This window comes from Pannonibacter sp., assembly GCF_051860505.1.
Lineage (GTDB): Bacteria > Pseudomonadota > Alphaproteobacteria > Rhizobiales > Stappiaceae > Pannonibacter.
This window is the reverse complement of record NZ_JBHYDX010000016.1, coordinates 22,498-44,656: the sequence shown is the minus strand read 5'-3', so window position 1 is coordinate 44,656 and position 22,159 is coordinate 22,498. Positions and strand designations below refer to the sequence as shown.

At 63.4% G+C, this 22,159-nt stretch carries 21 protein-coding genes; 15 read left to right on the top strand and 6 right to left on the bottom strand.

Annotated elements, in window-relative coordinates:
* Nucleotides 1–43 precede the first annotated feature (43 nt).
* From ACTIFE_RS12580 to ACTIFE_RS12570, 3 genes are read left to right on the top strand one after another with little or no spacing between them, the layout of a single operon-like run.
* Nucleotides 44–673, top strand: a complete 630-nt coding sequence (locus ACTIFE_RS12580) for a shikimate kinase (protein ID WP_439529499.1) — start codon at nucleotides 44–46, stop codon at nucleotides 671–673.
* A gap of 2 nt (nucleotides 674–675) precedes the next feature.
* A complete protein-coding gene (aroB, locus tag ACTIFE_RS12575) occupies nucleotides 676–1,806 on the top strand; it encodes a 3-dehydroquinate synthase (protein ID WP_439529498.1) in 1,131 nt (376 codons plus the stop codon).
* Complete coding sequence (locus ACTIFE_RS12570) at nucleotides 1,803–3,149, top strand: HlyC/CorC family transporter (RefSeq protein WP_439529497.1); 1,347 nt, start codon at nucleotides 1,803–1,805, stop codon at nucleotides 3,147–3,149. Before aroB ends, ACTIFE_RS12570 begins: the two co-directional genes overlap by 4 nt.
* A 513-nt stretch (nucleotides 3,150–3,662) precedes the next feature.
* On the opposite strand, the gene ACTIFE_RS12565 is transcribed toward ACTIFE_RS12570, so the two are convergent.
* Nucleotides 3,663–3,965: a BolA family protein gene (locus tag ACTIFE_RS12565; protein ID WP_439529496.1), complete on the bottom strand. Its 303-nt coding sequence runs from the start codon at nucleotides 3,963–3,965 to the stop codon at nucleotides 3,663–3,665.
* A gap of 131 nt (nucleotides 3,966–4,096) precedes the next feature.
* On the opposite strand from ACTIFE_RS12565, the gene ACTIFE_RS12560 reads away from it, so the two are divergent.
* From ACTIFE_RS12560 to ACTIFE_RS12545, 4 genes are all read left to right on the top strand, one after another.
* Nucleotides 4,097–4,687 (top strand): J domain-containing protein, encoded by a 591-nt coding sequence (locus ACTIFE_RS12560; RefSeq protein WP_439529495.1) that lies wholly within the window; start codon nucleotides 4,097–4,099, stop codon nucleotides 4,685–4,687.
* A gap of 169 nt (nucleotides 4,688–4,856) precedes the next feature.
* The gene (cobS, locus tag ACTIFE_RS12555) at nucleotides 4,857–5,843 is read left to right on the top strand and encodes a cobaltochelatase subunit CobS (RefSeq protein ID WP_439529494.1); all 987 of its coding nucleotides are present in this window, start codon (nucleotides 4,857–4,859) and stop codon (nucleotides 5,841–5,843) included.
* A 5-nt stretch (nucleotides 5,844–5,848) separates the two neighbouring features.
* Entirely contained in the window at nucleotides 5,849–7,765 is a 1,917-nt protein-coding gene (gene cobT, locus ACTIFE_RS12550; RefSeq protein ID WP_439529493.1) for a cobaltochelatase subunit CobT, read from the top strand.
* Complete coding sequence (locus ACTIFE_RS12545; RefSeq protein WP_439529492.1) at nucleotides 7,762–8,808, top strand: esterase-like activity of phytase family protein; 1,047 nt, start codon at nucleotides 7,762–7,764, stop codon at nucleotides 8,806–8,808. The genes cobT and ACTIFE_RS12545 overlap by 4 nt, the downstream gene beginning before the upstream one ends.
* A 298-nt stretch (nucleotides 8,809–9,106) precedes the next feature.
* On the opposite strand, the gene ACTIFE_RS12540 is transcribed toward ACTIFE_RS12545, so the two are convergent.
* The gene (locus ACTIFE_RS12540) at nucleotides 9,107–9,748 is read right to left on the bottom strand and encodes a queuosine precursor transporter (RefSeq protein ID WP_439529491.1); all 642 of its coding nucleotides are present in this window, start codon (nucleotides 9,746–9,748) and stop codon (nucleotides 9,107–9,109) included.
* A gap of 25 nt (nucleotides 9,749–9,773) precedes the next feature.
* A complete protein-coding gene (rpmB, locus tag ACTIFE_RS12535; protein WP_439529490.1) occupies nucleotides 9,774–10,064 on the bottom strand; it encodes a 50S ribosomal protein L28 in 291 nt (96 codons plus the stop codon).
* Nucleotides 10,065–10,470: 406 nt separating this feature from the next.
* On the opposite strand from rpmB, the gene ACTIFE_RS12530 reads away from it, so the two are divergent.
* The 3 genes from ACTIFE_RS12530 (at nucleotide 10,471) to ACTIFE_RS12520 (ending at nucleotide 14,072) form a co-directional block, all read left to right on the top strand.
* Nucleotides 10,471–11,304: a DUF3108 domain-containing protein gene (locus tag ACTIFE_RS12530; RefSeq protein WP_439529569.1), complete on the top strand. Its 834-nt coding sequence runs from the start codon at nucleotides 10,471–10,473 to the stop codon at nucleotides 11,302–11,304.
* A 221-nt stretch (nucleotides 11,305–11,525) separates the two neighbouring features.
* Entirely contained in the window at nucleotides 11,526–12,479 is a 954-nt protein-coding gene (locus ACTIFE_RS12525) for an acetyl-CoA carboxylase carboxyltransferase subunit alpha (protein ID WP_439529489.1), read from the top strand.
* Nucleotides 12,480–12,656: 177 nt separating this feature from the next.
* Nucleotides 12,657–14,072: a transcriptional regulator gene (locus ACTIFE_RS12520; RefSeq protein WP_439529488.1), complete on the top strand. Its 1,416-nt coding sequence runs from the start codon at nucleotides 12,657–12,659 to the stop codon at nucleotides 14,070–14,072.
* A 15-nt stretch (nucleotides 14,073–14,087) separates the two neighbouring features.
* Here the strand turns inward: ACTIFE_RS12520 and ACTIFE_RS12515 are convergent, their stop codons facing one another.
* From ACTIFE_RS12515 to ispG, 3 genes are read right to left on the bottom strand one after another with little or no spacing between them, the layout of a single operon-like run.
* Complete coding sequence (locus tag ACTIFE_RS12515) at nucleotides 14,088–14,822, bottom strand: DUF429 domain-containing protein (protein ID WP_439529487.1); 735 nt, start codon at nucleotides 14,820–14,822, stop codon at nucleotides 14,088–14,090.
* Nucleotides 14,823–14,824: 2 nt separating this feature from the next.
* The gene (pdxY, locus tag ACTIFE_RS12510; RefSeq protein ID WP_439529486.1) at nucleotides 14,825–15,712 is read right to left on the bottom strand and encodes a pyridoxal kinase; all 888 of its coding nucleotides are present in this window, start codon (nucleotides 15,710–15,712) and stop codon (nucleotides 14,825–14,827) included.
* Between the two features lie 20 nt (nucleotides 15,713–15,732).
* Entirely contained in the window at nucleotides 15,733–17,004 is a 1,272-nt protein-coding gene (ispG, locus tag ACTIFE_RS12505; RefSeq protein WP_439529485.1) for a flavodoxin-dependent (E)-4-hydroxy-3-methylbut-2-enyl-diphosphate synthase, read from the bottom strand.
* A gap of 225 nt (nucleotides 17,005–17,229) precedes the next feature.
* Here ispG and ACTIFE_RS12500 point away from each other — a divergent pair, with 225 nt between their 5' ends.
* The 5 genes from ACTIFE_RS12500 to ACTIFE_RS12480 all read left to right on the top strand — a co-directional run bounded on the left by ACTIFE_RS12500 (nucleotide 17,230) and on the right by ACTIFE_RS12480 (nucleotide 22,108).
* On the top strand, nucleotides 17,230–18,018 hold the full coding sequence (locus tag ACTIFE_RS12500) for a hypothetical protein (protein WP_439529484.1): 789 nt from the start codon (nucleotides 17,230–17,232) through the stop codon (nucleotides 18,016–18,018).
* 43 nt (nucleotides 18,019–18,061) lie between these two features.
* Nucleotides 18,062–18,934 carry a 4-hydroxy-3-methylbut-2-en-1-yl diphosphate synthase gene (locus tag ACTIFE_RS12495; RefSeq protein WP_439529483.1) on the top strand — a complete coding sequence of 291 codons (873 nt, stop codon included), beginning with the start codon at nucleotides 18,062–18,064 and terminating at the stop codon, nucleotides 18,932–18,934.
* A gap of 102 nt (nucleotides 18,935–19,036) precedes the next feature.
* The gene (locus ACTIFE_RS12490; RefSeq protein ID WP_439529482.1) at nucleotides 19,037–19,819 is read left to right on the top strand and encodes a 3-hydroxybutyrate dehydrogenase; all 783 of its coding nucleotides are present in this window, start codon (nucleotides 19,037–19,039) and stop codon (nucleotides 19,817–19,819) included.
* A gap of 3 nt (nucleotides 19,820–19,822) precedes the next feature.
* Complete coding sequence (locus tag ACTIFE_RS12485; RefSeq protein ID WP_439529481.1) at nucleotides 19,823–20,875, top strand: patatin-like phospholipase family protein; 1,053 nt, start codon at nucleotides 19,823–19,825, stop codon at nucleotides 20,873–20,875.
* Between the two features lie 372 nt (nucleotides 20,876–21,247).
* Nucleotides 21,248–22,108, top strand: coding sequence for a pentapeptide repeat-containing protein (locus ACTIFE_RS12480; RefSeq protein WP_439529480.1), 861 nt, complete (start codon nucleotides 21,248–21,250; stop codon nucleotides 22,106–22,108).
* Nucleotides 22,109–22,159 lie beyond the last annotated feature (51 nt).

Here is a 22,159-nt window from a genome sequence, read left to right as displayed (position 1 = left end):
CGTCTGAATATGATAAAAGGCCCGGGAACAGACACAAGGGAGGATGGCCGTGGGGGCAGCCGGAACGGGCACACTCATCACCGACGAACGTGCAGCCCGGCTTGTCGCGGCCCTGGGAAACCGTTGCCTCGTGCTGGTCGGCATCATGGGCTGCGGCAAGTCCAGTGTTGGCCGGCGCCTTGCCCAGCGCCTCGGCCTGCCCTTCCTGGATGCCGATACCGAGATCGAGACGGCCGCCAACATGACCGTATCCGAAATCTTCGCCGTCCATGGCGAGCCGGAATTCCGCCGCGGCGAGGAACGCGTCATCGCCCGTCTCTTGCAGGAGGGCCCGATGGTCCTGGCAACCGGCGGCGGTGCCTTCATGAGCGAGACCACCCGCAAGGAAATATCCCGCCGCGCCGTCTCGGTATGGCTGCGGGCGGATCTCGACACGGTCATGAGCCGGGTGCGCAAGCGGCCCACCCGCCCATTGCTGCAGAACGCCGACCCGGAAGGCACGATGCGCAAGCTGCTGGACACGCGCGAACCGGTCTATGCCCTGGCCGACCTGTCGGTCTGGTCGCGCGATGTGCCCCACGAAACGGTTATGGAAGACATCATGCAGGCGCTGGAGATCTATCTGTCGTCCCGGCCTGACCTGTCATCCGGACCTGAAACCGCTGCCGAGTAATCATGACCCTTGCAAGTATCCTCCATCCGACAACCGTCCCGGTCGATCTCGGCGATCGCTCCTATGACATCCTGATCGGCCGTGGCCTTCTCGCCTCTACGGGTGAGCGCACTGCCGCGCTGATGCCGGGCGGCCGGCTCGCCATCATCACCGATGCCACTGTCGCCCGCCTGCATCTTGCCGCACTGACCAACAGCCTTGATGCCGCCGGCGTCGGCTACACCGTGATGACCGTCCCGCCGGGCGAGCAGACCAAGTGCTTTGCCGAATACCAGCGCCTGTGCGACGAGGTTCTGGCCGCCCGCCTGGAACGCGGCGATGCGGTGCTCGCCTTCGGCGGCGGCGTTGTCGGCGATCTGGCCGGCTTCGTGGCCGCCTCCGTGCGCCGGGGCATGAGTTTCATCCAGATCCCGACCACGCTCCTGTCCCAGGTCGACAGTTCCGTCGGTGGCAAGACCGGCATCAATTCCCGCCATGGCAAGAACCTGATCGGTGCATTCCACCAGCCCGACCTCGTCCTTGCCGATACCGCCCTGCTCGACACGCTGAGCGAACGCGAGTTCCGCGCCGGCTATGCCGAGGTGGTCAAATACGGCCTCCTCGGCGATGCCGCCTTCTTCGACTGGCTGGAGGCGAACTGGCGCGAGATCTTCTCCGGTGGACCGGCCCGCGAGGAAGCCGTCGCCCGCTCCTGCGCCGCCAAGGCAGCAACCGTGTCCGCCGACGAGCGCGAGGCCGGCCAGCGGGCATTGCTCAATCTCGGCCACACCTTCGGCCATGCGCTGGAGTCGGCTGTCGACTATGCCAGCGAGCGCCTCGTCCATGGCGAGGGCGTCGCCATCGGCATGACCCTGGCGCATGAATTCTCCGCCCGCCTGGGCCTGATCGACGACGCCGTTGTTGCCCGTGTCACGGCCCATCTTGTCGAAGTCGGCCTGCCGACCCACATGCGGCAGATCCCCGGGCAGATGCCGCCAGCCGAAACGCTGCTCGACATCATTGCCCAGGATAAAAAGGTCAGCCGCGGCGCACTGACCTTCATCCTTTCCCGTGGCATCGGCCAGGCCTTCGTCGAAAAAGGCGTAGACCCTGCGGCCGTGCTCGCCTTCCTCCAGGAGAAGCTGCGCTCATGATCGAAACGACCTTGTGGTTCACGATCGGCGGAATTCTCTGCCTGCTCGCCGTGTCCGCCTTCTTCTCAGGCTCCGAGACGGCCCTTACGGCCGCCTCGCGGGCACGCATGCACCAGTTGGAGAAGGCTGGAGATCCGCGGGCCAGCGTGGTCTCACGCCTGATCGCCACCCGTGAGCGGCTGATCGGCGCATTGCTGCTGGGCAACAACATCGTCAACATCCTGGCCTCCGCGCTGACCACCAGCCTGTTTCTGTCGCTCTTCGGCGAGGCTGGCGTTGCGCTGGCAACAGTCGTGATGACGATCCTTGTCGTCGTCCTGTCCGAAGTCATGCCCAAGACCGTGGCGATCTCCAATCCGGACCGCTTCGCCATTGCGGTGGCTCCGGTCGTTCGGATCATCGTTGCGGTTTTCGGCCCCGTTGTGATTACCATCGAGTGGGTTGTCCGTCTGATCCTGCGCATTTTCGGCGTCAGTGTCGACGAGGCGACCGCGATCCTGTCAGCGCATGACGAGCTGCGCGGCGCGGTCGACCTGCAGCATCTGGAGGGCGGCCTCGTCAAGGCCGACCGTGACCGTCTCGGCGGCCTGCTTGACCTCGCGGAGCTGGAAGTCTCCGACGTCATGGTGCACCGGACCAGCATGATGGCCCTCAATGTCGATGAGGATATTTCCAAGCTGATCGACGCCGCGCTTGCCGCGCCCTACACCCGCATGCCGCTGTGGAAGGGCGAGAGCGACAATTTCGTCGGCGTGCTGCACGCCAAGGACCTTCTCCGCGCGCTGAAAGCTGCCGGCAATGATTTCGACAAGCTCGATGTCCTGAAGATCGCCACACCGCCCTGGTTCGTGCCGGACACAACCAGCCTGCAGGACCAGCTCAACGCCTTCCTCAAGCGCAAATCACATTTTGCCTTCGTCATCGACGAATATGGCGAGGTGCAGGGCCTCGTGACGCTGGAAGACATCCTTGAGGAAATCGTCGGCGAAATCGCGGACGAACACGATATCGAGCTGACCGGCGTACGGCCCCAGGCCGATGGCTCGGTCATTGTCGACGGCTCGGTGCCCATCCGTGACCTCAACCGCGCCAATGACTGGAACCTGCCTGACGAGGAAGCGACCACCATCGCCGGCCTGGTCATTCACGAGGCCCGGATGATCCCGGACGAGCGGCAGATCTTCACCTTCCACGGCTTCCGCTTCACCGTGCTGCGCCGCGAACGCAACCGCATCACCCGCCTGCGCATCATGCCGCTCAACGCCCGGGACATCAAGTCCGCCGCCAAGGCCCAGGACGCCAGGGCAGACAAGCTGGCGGGCGCCCCGGCGAAGGTGGGCTAATTTGCAATAGGGTGGGGGCGACGAGGCGGTTCCGTCAATCTGTCAGCCCCCATCGCCCCCACACACGCCGTCCCGGCCCTGTGCCGGGACCTGTGATGCCGCCCACGAGCCCACCACCGGCGTCACCACGGAGCAATTCTGACAGGTCCCGGCTCAAGGCCGGGACAGCGCGGAGTGTTACGAGACGGAAGAGGCTCCAACACGGCCCCCTCCCCTCGTCGCTCCTGCGCAGGCAGGAGCCCAGTACCCCCGGTGCATCTTGGAAAACTCAGCGGAAACCCAACCCAAACAACGGTACAAGGCACAGTCAGCGCACACCGCTAACCGCCTCGGTTACTAGGCTCCTGCCTGCGCAGGAGCGACGAAGGAGGGGCCATTACGCCCCCCACCGCGCCGTCTAGGCCCTGTGCCGGGACCTGTGACACTGCCCGCAAGCCCACCCCCGCGCAACCGCAGCGCCATCCTGCCAGGTCCCGGCCCAAGACCGGGACAGCACGGAGTGGTGTCACCCCCTCAAACCGCTCCGCTCACCCGTGCAACACGCGGGTCCGGCTCGTCCGGGGACCGAACTTCGATGGCAAGCGCATGCACACCGGCGGCAAAGCAGGGGGCAAGCACGCCGTTGATCGCCCGGTGACGGTCGACCCGCCCCTTGCCGGCGAAGGCCTCGGCAACAATGCGGACGCGGAAGTGGGTTTCCCCGCTCTCACGCCAACCGCCATGGCCCTTGTGCTTGTCGGATTCGTCAAGGACCGTGAGTTCGCTCGGCGCGAAGGCATCGGTCAGGAGATCGGTCATCTGCTGGCGAATGGTCATGCGCTATGTTCTGTCCATATGGCCCCCGCGCGTCAACCCTGTTGCAAGGATGCCAGCCCGGATGGAAACCCTTTCTTTTATTCCCCCCGATAACCTTGTTCGCCAGTGCCACCCTCTCCATAATCGGGCCCATGAAACTGGATTCCAAATTGTTCGACCGGATCCGCGTCAAACCTGACAAGGACCGGCTCGACGAAGACATCTTTCCGCCCTGCCAGCACCCCGGCTGCGCGCGCCCCGGCACCCACAAGGCGCCGCAGGGACGTGACCGCGAGGGGCAGTACTTCTTTTTCTGCATCGATCATGTGCGGGACTACAACAAGACGTACAACTATTTCACCGGCATGGATGACGACGCGGTGCGCGTCTACCAGAAGGACGCCCTGACGGGACATCGTCCGACGTGGAAGATGGGCGTCAACAAGGAGGCTGCGCAGGGGCCGGATGGGCATGATCCACGCACGAGCGCCCGTCCGCGCGCCTATGCCCGGCATGGCGGAACGACGCACACGCGGGATCGCAAGCTTCTCGCCCTTGAAAAGCGGTCGTTTGATGTGCTCAATCTGTCGGAGAAGGCGCGTGGCGACGAGATCAAGGCGCGCTATAAGGAATTGGTGAAACTCAATCATCCGGATGCCAATGGTGGCGACCGGTCGTCCGAGGATCGCCTGCGGCAGATCATTCAGGCCTACAACGTCCTGAAGAAAGCCGGTTTCTGCTAGAGCAATTCCAGCAAAAGTGGGAACCGGTTTTGCGCCTGGAATTGCGAAAAGAAGAAATGGAGCACATACGGCAGCGCCATTTCGCCGAGATTATCCCTAGCCTGGTGCGTTCGCGCCGGCTTTCCCCACATGACCCTGACCCCGGCCCGGCCGAGGCAGCGGAGGACCGATGACTGACAAGATGACCGTGGCCGAAGGCATGCCCGACACCGAAGTTTCCGTCGAAGAGGTGTTCGGCTTCCGCAGTGACCTGAAAGTGCCTGCCTACAAGACCCCGACCGAGCATGTGCCGGACGTGGATCCTGATTACCTGTTCGACCGGCCGACGACGCTGGCCATTCTCGCCGGCTTTGCGCGCAATCGCCGTGTGATGGTCACCGGCTATCACGGCACGGGCAAGTCCACCCATATCGAACAGGTTGCAGCACGCCTCAACTGGCCCTGCGTCCGCGTCAACCTCGACAGCCACATCAGCCGTATCGACCTGATCGGCAAGGACGCGATCGTCCTCAAGGATGGCAAGCAGGTCACCGAATTCCGCGATGGCATCCTGCCCTGGGCCTACCAGAACAACATCGCCCTGGTGTTCGACGAATATGACGCCGGCCGTCCGGACGTGATGTTCGTGATCCAGCGCGTGCTGGAATCCTCCGGCCGCCTGACCCTGCTCGACCAGAGCCGCGTCATCCGCCCGCACCCGTGCTTCCGCCTGTTCGCGACCGCCAATACGATTGGTCTGGGCGACACCTCCGGCCTCTATCACGGCACGCAGCAGATCAACCAGGCGCAGATGGACCGCTGGTCGATCGTCACCGCGCTGAACTACCTGCCGCATGACAACGAAGTCGGCATCATCCTGGCCAAGGCAAAGCACCTCACCGGAGCCGAAGGCCGCGCCATCGCCTCGAAGATGGTGCGGCTTGCCGACATGACCCGCTCCGCCTTCGTCAACGGCGACCTGTCGACCGTCATGAGCCCGCGCACCGTGATCACCTGGGCCGAGAACGCCGAGATCTTCGGCGACCTCGGCTTCGCCTTCCGCCTCACCTTCCTCAACAAGTGCGACGACACGGAACGCTCGCTGGTGTCCGAGTTCTACCAGCGCTGCTTCGGCGAGGAACTGCCTGAATCCGCTGTCAAACTGGTCATGAGCTGAGCACCATGGCAGGACCAGGCAGCAACAGCGGCGGCGGCACCAAGGGACAGGCGCCGAACGAGCCCTTCAAGCAGGCCGTTGCCGGCACGATGCGCGCCATCGCCGGCACGCCCGAGCTTGAAGTTATCTTCTCCGGCGACCGCCCGGTCTTGTCGGGCGGAGCAGCTCGCCTGCCCGAGCCGGCCCGCAAGCCATCGTCGCGCGACATCGCCATCACCCGTGGCCTGTCGGATTCGATGGCGCTGCGCCTTGCCTGCCATGATGCAAAGGTCCACCAGAAATCGATGCCGAAGGGCGGCGACGCCCGCGTCATCTTTGATGCCGTCGAACAGGCCCGCTGCGAGTCCGTTGGTGCATCCCGCATGCCGGGCGTTGCCGACAATCTCTCGGTCATGCTCGACGACCGCTACACACGCCAGGGCGCGATGGACGTGTCCCGGCGCGAGGATGCGCCGCTGGTCGACGCCCTGTCGCTGATCGTGCGCGAGCGCCTCACCGGCGCGCCGCCGCCGCCGGCCGCCCAAAAACTCGTGTCGCTGTGGCGCGACTGGATCGAGCAGAAGGCCGGCACGGATCTCGACCGGCTGGTCACCCGCCTGGACAACCAGGCCGCCTTCGCCGGCCAGATGCGCAGTGTCCTGACCGCCCTCGACATGGGCGAGGATTTCGGCGACGAGCCGGACCAGACCGAAGACCCGGAAGAAAGCGACGACAGCGGCCGCAACGAGGATTCCGAAACCGGCTCCGACAACCAGGAACAGGACGGCGAGGAAGAAACCGCGCCGCAGGAAACCGAAGTCACTGGCGAGGAAATGGCCGCCGGCGAGACGGAAGCTGCTGACAGCGACAGTTTCGACATGGAGGACCAGGACCTCGACATGGAGGCCGAGGAGCCGGGCGAAAGCCAGCGCCGCGAACTGCCCCAGTCGAACAAGCCGGTCACCGATTACCGCGTCTACACCACCCGCTTCGACGAGGAAGTCTCGGCGGAGGATCTGTGCGACGTCGCCGAGCTGGAGCGCCTGCGCGCGTTCCTCGACAAGCAGCTCGTCAACCTGCAGAGCGCCGTCGCCCGCCTTGCCAACCGCCTGCAGCGCAAGCTGATGGCGCAGCAGAACCGCTCCTGGGACTTCGATCTCGAGGAAGGCATCCTCGACACCGCCCGCCTCACCCGCGCCGTCATCGACCCGATGCAGCCGCTGGCGTTCAAGCAGGAGCGCGACACCAACTTCCGCGACACCGTGGTGACCCTGGTGCTGGACAATTCCGGTTCCATGCGCGGCCGCCCGATCACCGTTGCCGCCGCCTGCGCCGATATTCTCGCGCGCACGCTGGAGCGCTGCGGCGTCAAGGTCGAGATCCTCGGCTTCACCACCAAGGCCTGGAAGGGCGGGCAATCGCGCGAAGCCTGGCTTGCGGCTGGCAAACCGGCCCAGCCCGGCCGCCTCAACGACCTGCGCCACATCATCTACAAGGCCGCCGACGCGCCCTGGCGCCGCTCGCGCCGCAATCTCGGCCTGATGATGCGCGAGGGGCTCCTGAAGGAGAACATCGACGGCGAAGCGCTCGACTGGGCCCACCGCCGCCTGCTCGCCCGCCCGGAAAACCGCCGCATCCTGATGATGATCTCCGACGGCGCGCCGGTCGATGACTGCACCCTGTCGGTCAACCCGGGCAACTATCTCGAGCGCCATCTGCGTTTCGTCATCGACGAGATCGAGAACCGCTCACCGGTCGAACTCATCGCCATCGGCATCGGCCATGACGTCACCCGCTATTACAGCCGCGCCGTCACCATCGTCGACGCCGAAGAACTGGCCGGCGCCATGACCGATCAGCTCGCCGACCTGTTCGAGGACACCTCGCAGCAGGCCACAGGTGGCCGTGGCGCAGGTCGCGGCCGAGCAAGACGGCGCGCATGACCGGCCGGTTCCGCTGGGCCGGCCTCTCGGCGGCAGGCCTCGGTCTGGCGCTGATCCTGAGCCTTGCCACGCCGTCTCTTGCAGCCGGGCCGCTGCTGGCCGATGGCACGCCAGTCGCCGTATCGGCGGCCCGTATCGAACGGTTCCAGCAGGGCAGCGATGCGACGCGCTTTGGCAAGCTGACCTTTCTCGGCGGCCTTGATCTGACCGCCACAAACCGCGAGATCGGCGGCCTTTCCGGCCTGATCATACTCGGCGACGGCGCGCAGATGCTGGCGGTCACCGACAATGCCCTGTGGGTTGCGGCCCGGATCCGGCAGTCGCCGGAGGGGGCGCCTCTTGGTCTCGGTGACGTCCGATATGCCCCGATGCTGGATGCCAAGGGCATCGAACTACGCAAGACCAGTTCCAGCGACACCGAAGCCGTCACCCTCGGCCGCAACCGCGGCAAGCTGGAACTGTTCGTCGCCACGGAGCGCACCAACCGCATCCTGCGCTTTGCCTGGCCACTCACCAGCGCCGCCAGCCGCCTGATCTCCGGAGTCGAGACGCCGAAAGGCATCCGGGCACTCCGCTTCAACAAGGGGCTCGAGGCGCTGGCCGCCGCCCCGGACGACGGCCCGCTCGGCGGCGCTCTGGTCGCCATTGCCGAACGCGGTCAGAGCCAGGCGCATGATCTGCCCGGCTTCATTCTCGGCGGTCCGCGAGCCGGTTCATTCGAAATAGTACGCTCGGATGATTATGACGCCACCGACGCCGCATTCCTGCCCGGCGGCGACCTGCTGCTATTGGAACGCCGCTTCAACCTGCGCGACTGGGTTGGCATGCGCCTGCGCCGCTTTGCCGCCGCTGACGTGAAGCCCGGTGCGGTGCTCGCTGGCGAGATCCTGATGGAGGCAGGCCCGTCGCACCAGATCGACAACATGGAAGGGCTAGCCGTGCATCAGGACGCTGCAGGTCGCACGATCCTGACGCTGCTCTCCGACGACAACCGCTCCCTGCTCCAGCGCACCCTGCTGCTGCGCTTCCGCCTGGACGGCTAGACCGCCGGAAGCAAGACCCCCGGAATGGACAATGGCGCACGCGTCATCCCGGCCCAGCCGAGCGTGAGCGAGGCGCCGAGCCGGGATCCAGATATCAGCCGCGCGAAGCGCGACAAGCGAGCTGAAGCCTCTGCGGTAAGGCAACTGATAAATTGTGCTCGCTGGTGCTCGCCCCTGATGTGCTGGATTCCGGATCTGCGGTTCGCTATCGCTCACCTTGTCCGGAATGACGGCAAACAAACACAAAAAGCCCCGGACCATCGGCCCGGGGCATTTCGCATCATCGGAAGCAATGCTATCAGGCCACGCGTTCCTGCGTTGCCGGCACCAGGATCGCCATCAGCACCCGATAAGGCGCAAGCAGCGCGATCGCCACCAGCATCTTCACCGAAAAGTCACCCAGCGCCCAGGAGATCCAGCGCGGCACGTCGGTGGCAAACACGCCGAACAGCGGCGCCAGTTCCAGCGCGAAGGCATCATCGCCGCCGAAAAGCGGCGCAAAGGCGATCGAGAAAAAGAGGATCGTATCGATGACTGAGCCCAGCAGCGACGAGACGAACGGCGCCTTCCACCAGGCCGCCTGCCGCAGACGGTTGAACACCGTTACGTCCAGCAGCTGCGCCACGAGGAAAGCCGTGCCGGAAGCAATGGCGATGCGCGGCGTTGCCAGCCAGACAGACAGGATCACCGCCAGCACGAAGCCGGCATAGACCACCTGCCGCGCCGCCTTCGGACCGAACCGACGATTGGTCAGATCGGTGACGAGAAACGCCGCCGGATAGGTGAAAGCCCCCCAGGTCAGCAGATCGGCCAGCACGATGCCGCCGAGCGTGCCCTGAACCGGGAACTGCACCAGATAGTTGGATGCCAGAACGACAATCGCCATCGCAGTGACTGCGATGGCGACGCGACCGGCGGAGAAAGTCTCGGCCTTGATCATCAGTTCACCCCTTTGGGTGTTGGTCTCAGGCAGCTTCAGCCTGACGACGCTTGACCTCAGCCTTGATCAGGCGGGCCTTGTCGGACAGTTCGGCATCGACAGCCTTGGCAAGGAAAGCGTCCAGGCCACCACGGTGTTCGACCGAGCGCAGGGCATGGGCAGAAATGCGCAGCTTGAAGCTGGCGCCCAGCGTGTCGCTGATCAGCGAGACGTTGCAAAGGTTCGGCAGGAACCGGCGACGGGTCCTGTTGTTGGCGTGGGAAACATTGTTGCCGGACATCACGTCCTTGCCAGTCAGCTCGCAGCGGCGTGCCATGGGACTACCCTTTATTCTTCTGGCCGGGCCACGAAGGGTCCCGGTATGGTTACAGCCGATTTGCGGCGGACCGCGAGGTCCGGCAACGTCACCACCGGCCAATTTCGGAAAAATCGGGGTTCGTATACTGGCCTGGACGGACAACGTCAAGGCTTCGCCGACGAACCAGTGCCAATCAATGGCATTTGCCCGCAAAACGCGCTACTTTAACCGAACAGTTACCATACCGGCCCAAAAATCGCCGGACTGGACAATCATCGTGCGACGCTGTGGCGCCGGCACGCTTGTGTGTCTGCATGCTCTTGACATGCTCTTGAGATGACCAAGGGCGCAAGGTTTGCCAAGTATTTCGCACCGGCGCCCGTCGAGACGGACAGCCCCCCGAGGAGGACATATCGTGTCGAGGATGACGAAAGCCGGATGGCGCAAGGGCCTTCTTGCCGTTTCAGCCCTGATCGCGGCCACGCTCGGCAACGAGGCTGCGCTTGCCAAGACCAGCAAGGTTGGCGGGCTCTATGACATCACGGTCGCCGGTCTCACCATTGGTCGCGCCACCATGTCCCTCGTGCTGCAGGGCAACGCCTATTCCGCCAAGGTCGGCATCGAGCCGGCCGGCATCGGCAGCGTGTTTTCCACCGGCAAGGGCGGGGCCGAGGCCTCCGGCTGGCTGGTCGGCACCAAGGTGGTTCCGTCGAAATACACGATGACCTCCCAGGCCGCGAGCCGCGATTTCTACGTCTTCCTGCAGCAGGGCTCGGGCAGCATCCGCGACTTCGAGGCAACTCCGCCATTCAAGCCGATGCCGGACCGCGTCGAAGTCACCAAGAAGCACCGCCAGAATGCGATGGATCCGCTCAGCGCGGCGCTGATGCCCGTATCTTCTGGCAAGACCGGCCTCGGTGCGGCTGCCTGCAATCGCAAGCTGCCGGTCTTTGACGGCTGGACGCGATTTGACATCCAGCTCAGCTTCAAGGAAATCCGCGAGGTTTCCGGCCGTGGCTATGATGGGCCTGTTGTCGTCTGTTCGGCCAAGTGGGTTCCGGTTGCCGGACATCGTCCGGGCCGTGAACAGGTCCAGCAGATGGCCAATGCCGCCATTGAGACCTGGCTTGCGCCGATGGGACGGAACGATGTTCTGGTCCCCTACCGCATTTCAATCCCGACCAAGAACGGCCAGATGGTCGTGGAAGCTTCCAAGCTGAAGCTCGACGGCTCGGGCACGGACCAGGCCGCCCGCTGAGCTTGCAGCAATTGCTGTTCTGGTCCGGCCGTGAGCCGGGCTCCGGGTCCGGCCCGAACAAACACCTGCCTTGCACCTCACCCGGTCAGCTGGTACAGCGCCCGCTTGACTTGCCAGGCCTTGCTGTTCAGTGTCGCGCCACGACATAAGGCCAGTCCCAACGATCAGCCGGGGCGGAGCATTCGTGCTCACCTCGCCTGCGGCTTTCAGGTAACCGGTTCATGCACAGCTATCTGGAATTCGAAAAACCCGTCGCCGACATCGTAGGCAAGGCCCAGGAGCTGAAGGCCCTGGCCGCCTCCGGCGAGGCCGTTGATGTGGATGCCGAAGTTGCCCGGCTCGACACCAAGGCCGACCAGACACTCGCCGATATTTATGCGAAGCTGACGCCCTGGCAGAAAACGCTGGTTGCGCGCCACCCGGACCGTCCGCATGCCGCCCATTACATCAAGGGCCTCATCGAGGACTTCACGCCGCTCGCCGGCGACCGGCATTTTGGCGAGGACCAGGCGATTCTCGCGGGCTTTGGCCGGTTCCGTGGCCAGTCCGTTGCCATTCTCGGCCAGGAAAAGGGCTCTGACACCGAAACCCGCCTGCGTCACAATTTCGGCATGGCCCGTCCGGAAGGCTACCGCAAGTCCGTCCGGATCATGGACCTCGCCGAGCGCTTTGGCATTCCGGTGATCTCGCTGATTGATACGGCTGGTGCCTATCCGGGCAGCGGTGCCGAGGAGCGCGGCCAGGCCGAAGCCATTGCCCGTTCGACCGACCGCTGCCTCAGCCTCTCCGTGCCCAGCATCGCGGTCGTCATCGGCGAAGGCGGGTCCGGCGGCGCAATCGCCATCGCCGCCACCAGCAAGGTGCTGATGCTGGAACATGCGGTCTACAGCGTGATCTCGCCGGAAGGCGCAGCCTCCATCCTGTGGCGCGACAGCGCCCGGGCCCAGGAAGCGGCGACCAACATGAAGATCACGGCGCAGGACCTTCTCAAGCTCGGCGTCATCGACGGCATTATCGAGGAGCCGGTTGGCGGCGCTCACCGCGCCCGCGAGACCATCATCGACCGGGCCGGAGCCGCCATCGAAACCACGCTGGCCGACATGGCGAACCTGTCCCCGGACGAGATCCGGCAGCAGCGCCGCGCCAAATACCTCGCCATCGGGCGCTCGCTCTAACCCGCTTGCCGTCGCTTTGCCGCAATTTCAGGGATCAATCCCGCAGGAGTTGCGGCAAGCTCGCAAAAGCCGGCGGTGTGATCGGGAGTAAGGTCTCGTAAACCACACACCGCTACGCTTGAGCCGGGCGTTGCTGTAGTATGCTGCAATGCGGCGTTGATGGTAGGTGTCGTGAATATGGGCAAGGCCAAGCGATATTCCCTCGGATTGGGACGCATCGGGCGCGGTTTAGGCGCGCTTGTGCTGGCAGGTCTTCTCGCCGGCTGCCAGGCCGACGACATGTATATGGGATCCGGCCCCAAGCATCTGCGTGAAGTCTCGCCGCAGGTGAAAGCCAGACTTGCCGAGCTGAAGATGGATCTTCGCTCGCCGATCATGATCCGCATTTTCAAGGAAGAATCCAAGCTCGAGGTCTGGAAGCAGACACGCAGCGGACGCTATGCCCTGCTGGAAGACTTCGACATCTGCAAATGGTCAGGGCAGCTTGGACCCAAGTTCAAGGAAGGCGACCGGCAAGCGCCGGAAGGTTTCTATGAAATCACGCCGGGCCTGATGAATCCGAACTCAAGCTATCATCTGGCGTTCAACCTCGGCTTCCCGAATTCTTACGATCAGGCGCATAACCGCACGGGTTCCGAGCTGATGGTGCATGGCGCCTGCTCCTCGCGCGGCTGCTATGCCATGACGGACAAGCAGGTCCAGGACATCTATGCGCTCGCTCGCGACAGTTTCAAGGGCGGCCAGAAGTCATTCCAGGTTCAGGCTTTCCCGTTCCGCATGACCGCCGAGAACATGGCGCGGCACCGCAAGAGCCCGCACCTGGACTTCTGGCGCATGCTGAAGACCGGTTATGACCACTTCGAGGTCACGAAAGTGCCGCCGAAGATTGCGGTGTGCGAAAAGAAATACGTCTTCGATGCAACACCGCTGGTGGCCGGCGTTCCGTTCCGGGCGACAGCCCAGTGTCCCGCATATGAAGTGCCACAAGCTGTGGCCATGGCTGTTGCCTCCAAGCAGAAGCAGGATGAGGCGGCGTTCCTGACCCAGGTTGCAGCGCTGGACGAAAAGGAAGCCCGCGAGAAGCGCTGGAAGGAAACCCAGACGCAGATCGCCGCCTTCGTCGGCAACAAGGACTTCAATGCCGACGGGTCGCCGGCGTTGCCGACTGCTGCACCGGAAGGTGCGACGGCAGTTGCCGCGACCACCGGAACAGCGCAACCCGGCGCCATCACCACACCGGCGGCACAGGCAGTGGCTTCAGCCGCCAGCCAGACCCCGCGTTCAGGTGCCGACCAGGCTGCACCACGCCCCAACGGGGCCTTTGCGAGCCTCTTCACCGGCCCTGCCACCAATGGCACGTCAGCGCCTGCGACGCAGACTGTTGACGTTTCGGCAACGGCCTATGCCGCCAGCGGCGATGCGGCAGCCGGCGAGCAGAAGGGGTTCCTCAAGCGTTGGTTCACGTTTGGCTCGAAGGAGGAAGCGGCCAGCGATCTGCCGCCGCTTACCCCTGAAGCGGCGGCTGCGGCAGCAACAGCCCAGGCTCAGCCTGCTGCTGTGCCTGTTTCCAAGGTTCCTGCCGCCAAACCCTGAATCGCCTGAACCGCTTCACGCCCAGATCGCCATCCTCAGGCCGCGCGCGTCGCGGCCTGGTTCGGCCGGAAACGGCCGCGCCTCACCGCGCAGGATTCGGGCCGCGATCAGCAGGTTGACGCTTGCATCCAGAAAATCATCCGCCGCCGCCCCGCGTGGCGCAGCTTGCTCCAGAAAGCTGCCCGGGAGCCCGAACCGGCGGAGCACGTCCCGGCGCTCGGCCATGCCGTCCGGATTGACCCGGCCCTTGATCTTCTTCGGCAGGCGCATCGCCGCCTCGCCGTTCAAACGCCAGAACGCGACTTCCGGATGCACCTCGAACAGCCGCGCTTCCTCACCGGTCAGAAGCAGCGCATCCAGTTCTCGGATCTTGGGAAACAGATGGAATGCCTGCTTGGACACCTTGCGCGGCGGCTCTGACGTCTCCAGGGCCTCTGCGCAGGCCTGCCGGTATTCCTGCGCATAGACCGCCCGGCGCGAGGGGATGGAGAAGACGGACGACTGACGCTCGCCCAGCAAGGGCCTCACGGCTAACTCCGGCCCGCGTCCTCCCGGGCGGGTTAGCTCAGGCAATCCCATCGGCATGTCGACGGCCAGCACCTCGAGCCGAGGCTCGGCGGTCATGAGGTCAGCCAATGCCGGCACGATCCGGACTTGCGGTCGGGACAGGTCATCCTCGGGCGCCATCACCGCGATCCAGCCGGCCGGACACCCGTCCACCCCGGCGATCCATCGCGGTCCGCTATCCATGTTCAGCGCGCCGTTGCGGTTTCCAGCACCCGCCGGGTGCTGACCAGCGCCATCGGCCGGGCAACCGCCTGCTGCTCGGAGGGATAGAGCAACTCGCTCGATCCCTTGCGCACGCTGCGGGCCACCATCTCGAATGTGGACCCTGCCGCCCTGACCAGCGCCGCCTCGTCTTCCAGCCCCTCCAGATGCCGGGCAAGGAACAGGGCGGACAGGAGGTCGCCGGTGCCATGCGGCGGGTTGTCGATCGTGCCATGTTCGGCAGCAATCGCTCCGCGCGGTCCGACCAGGAGATTGGAGATCGAGTTGCGGCGCAGCGCCGGTGCGGAGGTGACGATGACCCGCTCCGGGCCGAGCCTGCGGGCGGCTGACAGGGCCTGCAGCTCGGTGTCGATGTCACGTCCGGTCAGCCAGGCCAGCTCATAGCGATTTGGGGTGGAAATGTCGGCCAAAGGCAGCAATTTGTCGCGGATTGACCGTGCAGTCTCCTCCGGTACGTAGAGCCCGCCGAGGTCGCCAATCACAGGGTCACACAGATAGGGAACTTCCGGCGAAACCTTCTTAACCGCCCTGACAAGAGCCGCAACCGCATCGGCCTGCGCTGGATTCCCAAGATAGCCGGACAGGATGCCGCCGATCTCTGGCAGCTTGTCGGACCCCGCCAGATCGGCTGCAATTGCGCTGAAATCCGCCGTTTCCGCAACGATCCGCGTTCCCCGGCCCTGCCCCGGATGCCAGGGCAGCAGCACGGTTGGCAGGAACCAGACCGGGAACCCCAGCCGTTCCAGGGCAAATACCACCCCTCGCCCACCGATCCCGCCGCGCACCACCTGCGATGTGATCACCAGAATGGCCGGACGCTCGGCCTCAGCTTCGTTCGGGGCATGGGCCATGATCGCGGAACAGTCCTTATTCAGCTGGCAGACGTCTTGATTTCGGGAACGGGTTTCGTCCCACGCCCAAAGCGCCGCTCTATGTACTCTAGCACCATCACCTTGAATTCGCTGGCGATATTCGGACCGCGCAAGGTCGTCACCTTCTCGCCATCGACAAAGACCGGCGCTGTCGGTGTCTCACCGGTGCCCGGTAGGGAGATCCCGATATCGGCAAATTTCGATTCGCCCGGGCCATTTACGATGCAGCCCATGACAGCCACATTAAGCCCTTCAACACCGGGATATTTTTCACGCCACTCCGGCATGGAAACCCGCAAGTGATCCTGGATCTCGCTCGCAAGCTCTTGAAAAACCGTAGACGTTGTCCGCCCGCAGCCCGGGCAGGCCGCCACCACCGGCACGAAGGCGCGGAAGCCCATGACCTGCAGCAGTTCCTGGGCAACCTGCACTTCCCGCGACCGGTCCCCGCCCGGCTCCGGCGTCAGCGACACGCGGATCGTATCGCCAATGCCCTGCTGCAACAGGATGCCCATCGAGGCCGAAGAGGCAACGATGCCCTTGGTTCCCATGCCGGCCTCGGTCAGTCCGAGATGCAGCGCATAGTCGCAACGGCTTGCAAGATCAGCATAAACGGCGATGAGGTCCTGCACCTGGCTGACCTTGGCCGACAGGATGATCTTGTCTCGGCCCATGCCCAGTTCCTCGGCGCGGCCAGCGGACAGAAGGCCGGACTGGATGATCGCCTCGCGCATCACGGCTGCAGCCGAGATCGGATTGTCGCTGACGGCGTTCTCATCCATCAGTTTCGTCAGAAGATCCTGGTCGAGCGACCCCCAGTTGACGCCAATGCGCACCGGCTTGTCGTATTGCAGCGCAATCTCGATGATCTGCGAGAACTGGGTATCCCGCTTTCCCTTGAAACCAACGTTCCCGGGATTGATCCGGTACTTGGCAAGCGCTTCAGCGCAGGCCGGATAATCAGCCAGAAGCTTGTGACCATTGTAATGGAAGTCACCGATCAGCGGCACATTCACACCGATCCGTTCCAGCCGTTCGCGGATCTTCGGCACCGCTGCAGCGGACTCGTCCCGGTCCACCGTGATCCGCACCAGCTCTGACCCCGCCCGGGCCAGCGCTGCCACCTGCGCAACCGTGGCATCGGCATCGGCCGTATCGGTGTTGGTCATCGACTGCACGACGACGGGGGCATTACCGCCCACCAGGATATGCCCCACCTGAACGGCAACAGACCTGCGGCGCGGCAGGCGCATGGGTGTGTATTCGGTCATTGCACAGGCCAACCTGTCTTCATCCGCGCGGGAAAACGCCCCTCACGCCCCCGCGCCTGCTTAATTTGCCTTTGGCAAAAGGGCAATCAAGAAGCGCACGCAAAGAAACTGGGACAAAGTCTCTCGCGGGAAAGGGCAACGCATTGTCAAAATATACATCTATGAGATGTATCAAGCCCATCAACTCGCCTCAAACCCGCCGTTGGTAGATACGGGACTCGTTGAATGTATCGCTCCTTTCTCTCGGACATGTTCGCGCTTGTTGTCGAAAACATACACACGACCCTCCACATCGCGGGCGCATGGGTGGCGATCAGCATCGGCTTGAACATCGCCCAGACCATGACTTCATTCAGTCCGCTTGGCACCTTGTTCATGGTCGCAAACATCATTTGCAGCCTGCTTGCCTCGGGCAGTATCGCCACGGCATGGCATTGCTTCGGACTGCTGAACGAACGGCCTGAGACCTTTCAGCTTCGTTTTGGACGCCTGGAACTGAAAGTTCTCGGTCGCATCATGCTGGCAGTACTTATCAGCACTCCAGCGTTTATTCTTTCACTCATTCCAATGGCAATCCTGCTCGAGATCATTAAGTCACTCCAGATCGGCAACCTCAGCGGACTACTATACTTCATTGCAATCATCGGATTTATTCTGCTAAACTTCTATTTTTACTTTAGAGTATGCTTCATCGTCCCTGCAGCGGCTGTTGGACATAATGTTGGAATCAAAAAAGCATTCATACTTTCAAAAAATCATTTTATTCCCACAGTTCTCGCAGGACTCAGCCTCCAAATCCCAGCCCTGATTACACTGGGTTTCTTTATCGTCCTCGTACGAGGGGTCGGTGCGACCTCCACAATTGCAGGACAGATTCTCCTGACCATCAGTTTTGCGCTGCTACAGATTTTTAGCATGAGCGTGACACTCGCCGCCGTGACTGTTGCCTATCGCCGGGCAATCGAGACGCTCTGGGCAGAAAACCCGAACGACCCTGTTTTTGTGGGAAGCTGATGCCCCTATCTTAAGGACTGATGTCGCATCACCGGAGGCCGTCATGATCCTGTCCGTGCTCGAAAGGGCTCTCGCGCTCGCCTTCGGGCGGATCGGAACGCTGCTGGCGGCCAGCTGGGGTTACATCCTGCTGATGGCCGGACTGAACCTCGCGCTCAGCGGCCAGCTGCTGCCCGGCGATGGTTTCACCACCGTTTCCTACATGACGGAACCGGTCGTGGCTGCCGACGATGGCGCGTTGCGTCTCATTGCCGGCCTCGCAAACATTCTGCTCGGCTTTGCTGCGGCCACCGCCTACATGCGGCGCATCCTGATCGGAGCAAAGGACTTTCCGTTCTCGTTTGCCCCGCGCGTGCTGAAGGTGATGGTGAAGCTGCTGCTGCTTCTGCTGCTGGGCGCGCTGATGCTGGTGCCCTTGTTCGCGCTCGCCGGGATCATCACGGCAGTAACCGCAGGCTTTGGCATCATCGCCTTCATCGCCGCGCCCTTCATTGCCCTGATGCTCATGCAGAAACTGTCGCTGATCCTGCCCGCCGCGGCGCTGGAAGACGACCTGACCCTGCGCCAGTCGTGGAGCGCCAGCGCCGGCCTCGGTTGGGCGATGGCGTTCGCTGCGCTCGTTGTTGGCCTGTTGTCGGTCGTGATGACGCTGGCCTGGACCTGGATCCTGGGCCTCCTGAAGGCCGCCTTCCCAGATCCGGCCGTCGCACTTGCGATCTCGGCAGCGCTGCCGCTTGGAAGCGTCGGCGTCAGCGTCTGGCTCTTCGCCAGCCTGCATGCGACCTGCTATGGGCTGGTGCGCGAGCGATATGCTGAACGGGTCGGGCTTACTGCCGGCCAGACGGAAGAGGCACGCACCCGCCATGACGCGGCACAGGCCATTGCGCGGGTCAAAAGCCTTGGCCGTCGCAACTGACACCCCGACGAACCGTTACAGAAACATCATCTTCTCCTGTGTTGCGGTGCAAGGTGATTTCATGGGAAGCTCCGGCCAACCGCTGAACAGGAGTGCCTTTGCATGCTGAAGAACAAGACCGCCATCATCACTGGATCGAGCTCTGGCATCGGCCTTGGCTACGCCCGCGCGCTGGCGGCACAGGGCGCCAACATCGTCATCAACGGCTTCGGCGATGCCGCAAAGATCGAAGCCGAGCGCAGCGCCATCGAAAAGGACTTCGGCGTCCAGTGCGTCTACTCGGCCGCCAACATGATGAATGGCGAAGAGATCGCCACCATGATCCTCAATGCCGAGAACGAATTCGGCTCGGTCGATATCCTGATCAACAACGCCGGCATCCAGCACGTCTCGCCGATCGACGAGTTTCCGATCGAAAAGTGGGACGCGATCATCGCGATTAACCTGACCTCCGCTTTCCATTCGATCCGCGCAGCCCTCCCGGGCATGAAGAAGCGCGGCTGGGGCCGGATCATCAACACCGCCTCTGCCCATGCGCTGGTCGCCTCACCGTTCAAGTCGGCTTATGTCGCCGCCAAGCACGGCATTGCCGGCCTGACCAAGACGGTGGCGCTGGAAGTGGCGGAACAGGGCATCACGGTGAATGCCATCTGCCCGGGCTATGTCTGGACGCCGCTGGTCGAAGCCCAGATCCCGGACACGATGAAGGCGCGCAACATGACCGAAGAGGAAGTGAAGCGCGAAGTGTTGCTCAAGGCGCAGCCGACCAAGGACTTCGTCACCGTGGAACAGGTCGCCGCCCTCGCCGTGTTCCTGTGCTCGGATGCGGCAGCCTCGATGACCGGAACCATCCTGCCGATGGATGGCGGCTGGACCGCGCAGTAAGGCATGTCAGACAAGGCCAGCACTGCGTCCAGCCAACCATCGCAGCCCAATCGCAAACGGATCAATCTGGCCCTGCAAGGGGGAGGCGCCCATGGCGCCTTCACCTGGGGCGTGCTCGACTGGCTGCTGGAAGATGACCGGATCGAGATCGACGGCATCACCGGCACCTCTGCGGGCGCGATGAATGCCGTTGCGCTTGCCAGCGGCTTTCACGCTGGCGGCAGCGAGGGCGCACGTGCCGCGCTTGAACAATTCTGGCGAAAGGTGAGCGAACATGCGTTCCTGAGCCCGATCAAGCGCTCACCGCTGGACGTGGCGCTCGGTCAGTGGAGCCTTGATTTCTCGCCGAGCTATCTCGCCTTCGACCTGATCTCGCGCTTTGCCTCGCCTTATGAATTCAATCCTCTGAACGTCAACCCGCTGCGCGAGGTGGTGGAGGAGACGGTCGACTTTGAAGCCGTGCGGGCCTGCGATGGCCTGCGGCTGTTTCTTGCGGCCACGAATGTTAAGACCGGCAAAATCCGCGTGTTCTCCGGCAAGGAAATCACGCTGGATGCCGTCATGGCGTCTGCCTGCCTGCCACACATGTTCCAGGCCGTCGAGATCGATGGCGTGCCCTACTGGGACGGCGGCTACATGGGCAATCCGCCGCTGTATCCCTTGTTCTATGAGACGGACACCCATGACACGGTCCTGATCCAGATCAACCCCATCGAGCGGGCGGAAACGCCGCGCACAGCTCGAGAAATTCTGAACCGGCTGAACGAGATCACCTTCAACTCGACCTTGCTGCGTGAAATGCGCACAATCGAGTTTGTCGGTCGCCTCATCCGTGAGGGCAAGCTCAGCTCTGAAAAATACATGGACGTCCGGCTGCATCGCATCGACGGCGAAGCGCTCAAACCCCTGCAGGCCTCCTCCAAGGTCAATGCGGAATGGCCATTTCTGCAAGAGCTGCATCGCATTGGGCGCGAAACAGCCGCAGCATGGGTCGAACAGCATTTCGACAGCATCGGCAAGCAATCAACCATCGACCTGCGCGCCGAATTCGCTTGATGCGTCATGTGAAAATAGCCCGGTTAACACCCATTAACCCGGCATTTGCAGATTGCAATGCAACTCGCTGCAGCCTTGTTAATATACTTTATGAATACATTAATTCATAAAGAACAATTTGTTTGCTCGACAAAACGGCACGAAAACCATTTAGCAATACATTTGATCTAATTTGAGGATGCTGATTGTCAGGTTGTGCGTCGTCAGCGCTTTTGGACGGAAGAAAGTGGCATCTGCGACCCCGCCACTTTCTTCCGTGCCGCTTTTCCTCTCCTTGTTGCCAGTTCAGACCTTCGATGCCGCCCGCGTCCGATTGCGCCTTGCAGTCGTCCGGCAAAGGTCTAGATATCGATCAGCACAAGGAGACTTCCCATGACAGCGGATCGCCCCTCCCTACCAATTGTCACCGGCACCTCAGTGTTTCCGGAGCTTGTCAAAGGGAGCGCCTGGGCCGCGCTGCTGCTGATCGGCCTTGGGACCGGCGCAGCACAGGCGCAGGATCCGGTTGCTGACCTGATGCGCAACCAGGGCTGCCCGTCCTGCGACCTGCGGCTGACGACCCTGCGCGGACTACAACTGGCGGGTTTCGATCTGAAGGGCACAAATCTGCGGGAAGCTGACCTGAAAGAGGCGGATCTCTCCGGTGCGCAGTTGTCGCGCGCTGACCTGCGTCGGACCGAACTGGAACGCGCCACGCTTGTGGAGGCCGATCTGACCGGCGCCTCGATGCGCGGCGTCGACATGGAGAAGGCAAACCTGACCCGCGCGCGGTTCGGCAACGCGGACCTGAGGGACGCCGATCTCAACGAGGCCCGGCTGGAGGGCGCTGATTTCACCGCCTCGGACCTGCGCAACGCCTCCCTGATCCGGGCTGGCGCCATGGGGGCAAACTTCAGCAACGCCAAGATGGATGGCGTCGACCTCGAGCGGGCCGACGTCAGCGGCGCGGATTTCTCGGACGCGCGCCTGATGCAGGCCGACCTCGACCGGCTCATTGCCAGGGGCACGTCGTTTCGCGGCGCGGATCTGAGCGGTGTTCGCCTGAGCAGCGCGGACATGTCCGGCGCCGACTTTGGCAATGCCAACCTGACTGATGCCCTGCTGCGCAACACCCGCCTGCCCGGCGCCGATCTCAGCACGGTCCGTGGCCTCTCGCAGGACCGCATCATCAATGCCTGCGGCGACGCGGCAACCCGGCTGCCCAAGGGCATAACCCTGGAGCCTTGCACCTGAATGAAAAAGGCCGGGCGCCTGGCCCGGCCTCAGCAACATATCCCTGGCGTG

Coding starts and splice junctions, on each gene's coding strand:
- ACTIFE_RS12580 (WP_439529499.1), top strand. CDS start 44: ATGGCCGTGGGGGCAGCCGGAACGGGCACACTCATCACCGACGAACGT.
- aroB (WP_439529498.1), top strand. CDS start 676: ATGACCCTTGCAAGTATCCTCCATCCGACAACCGTCCCGGTCGATCTC.
- ACTIFE_RS12570 (WP_439529497.1), top strand. CDS start 1,803: ATGATCGAAACGACCTTGTGGTTCACGATCGGCGGAATTCTCTGCCTG.
- ACTIFE_RS12565 (WP_439529496.1), bottom strand. CDS start 3,965: ATGACCATTCGCCAGCAGATGACCGATCTCCTGACCGATGCCTTCGCG.
- ACTIFE_RS12560 (WP_439529495.1), top strand. CDS start 4,097: ATGAAACTGGATTCCAAATTGTTCGACCGGATCCGCGTCAAACCTGAC.
- cobS (WP_439529494.1), top strand. CDS start 4,857: ATGACTGACAAGATGACCGTGGCCGAAGGCATGCCCGACACCGAAGTT.
- cobT (WP_439529493.1), top strand. CDS start 5,849: ATGGCAGGACCAGGCAGCAACAGCGGCGGCGGCACCAAGGGACAGGCG.
- ACTIFE_RS12545 (WP_439529492.1), top strand. CDS start 7,762: ATGACCGGCCGGTTCCGCTGGGCCGGCCTCTCGGCGGCAGGCCTCGGT.
- ACTIFE_RS12540 (WP_439529491.1), bottom strand. CDS start 9,748: ATGATCAAGGCCGAGACTTTCTCCGCCGGTCGCGTCGCCATCGCAGTC.
- rpmB (WP_439529490.1), bottom strand. CDS start 10,064: ATGGCACGCCGCTGCGAGCTGACTGGCAAGGACGTGATGTCCGGCAAC.
- ACTIFE_RS12530 (WP_439529569.1), top strand. CDS start 10,471: ATGACGAAAGCCGGATGGCGCAAGGGCCTTCTTGCCGTTTCAGCCCTG.
- ACTIFE_RS12525 (WP_439529489.1), top strand. CDS start 11,526: ATGCACAGCTATCTGGAATTCGAAAAACCCGTCGCCGACATCGTAGGC.
- ACTIFE_RS12520 (WP_439529488.1), top strand. CDS start 12,657: ATGGGCAAGGCCAAGCGATATTCCCTCGGATTGGGACGCATCGGGCGC.
- ACTIFE_RS12515 (WP_439529487.1), bottom strand. CDS start 14,822: ATGGATAGCGGACCGCGATGGATCGCCGGGGTGGACGGGTGTCCGGCC.
- pdxY (WP_439529486.1), bottom strand. CDS start 15,712: ATGGCCCATGCCCCGAACGAAGCTGAGGCCGAGCGTCCGGCCATTCTG.
- ispG (WP_439529485.1), bottom strand. CDS start 17,004: ATGACCGAATACACACCCATGCGCCTGCCGCGCCGCAGGTCTGTTGCC.
- ACTIFE_RS12500 (WP_439529484.1), top strand. CDS start 17,230: ATGTATCGCTCCTTTCTCTCGGACATGTTCGCGCTTGTTGTCGAAAAC.
- ACTIFE_RS12495 (WP_439529483.1), top strand. CDS start 18,062: ATGATCCTGTCCGTGCTCGAAAGGGCTCTCGCGCTCGCCTTCGGGCGG.
- ACTIFE_RS12490 (WP_439529482.1), top strand. CDS start 19,037: ATGCTGAAGAACAAGACCGCCATCATCACTGGATCGAGCTCTGGCATC.
- ACTIFE_RS12485 (WP_439529481.1), top strand. CDS start 19,823: ATGTCAGACAAGGCCAGCACTGCGTCCAGCCAACCATCGCAGCCCAAT.
- ACTIFE_RS12480 (WP_439529480.1), top strand. CDS start 21,248: ATGACAGCGGATCGCCCCTCCCTACCAATTGTCACCGGCACCTCAGTG.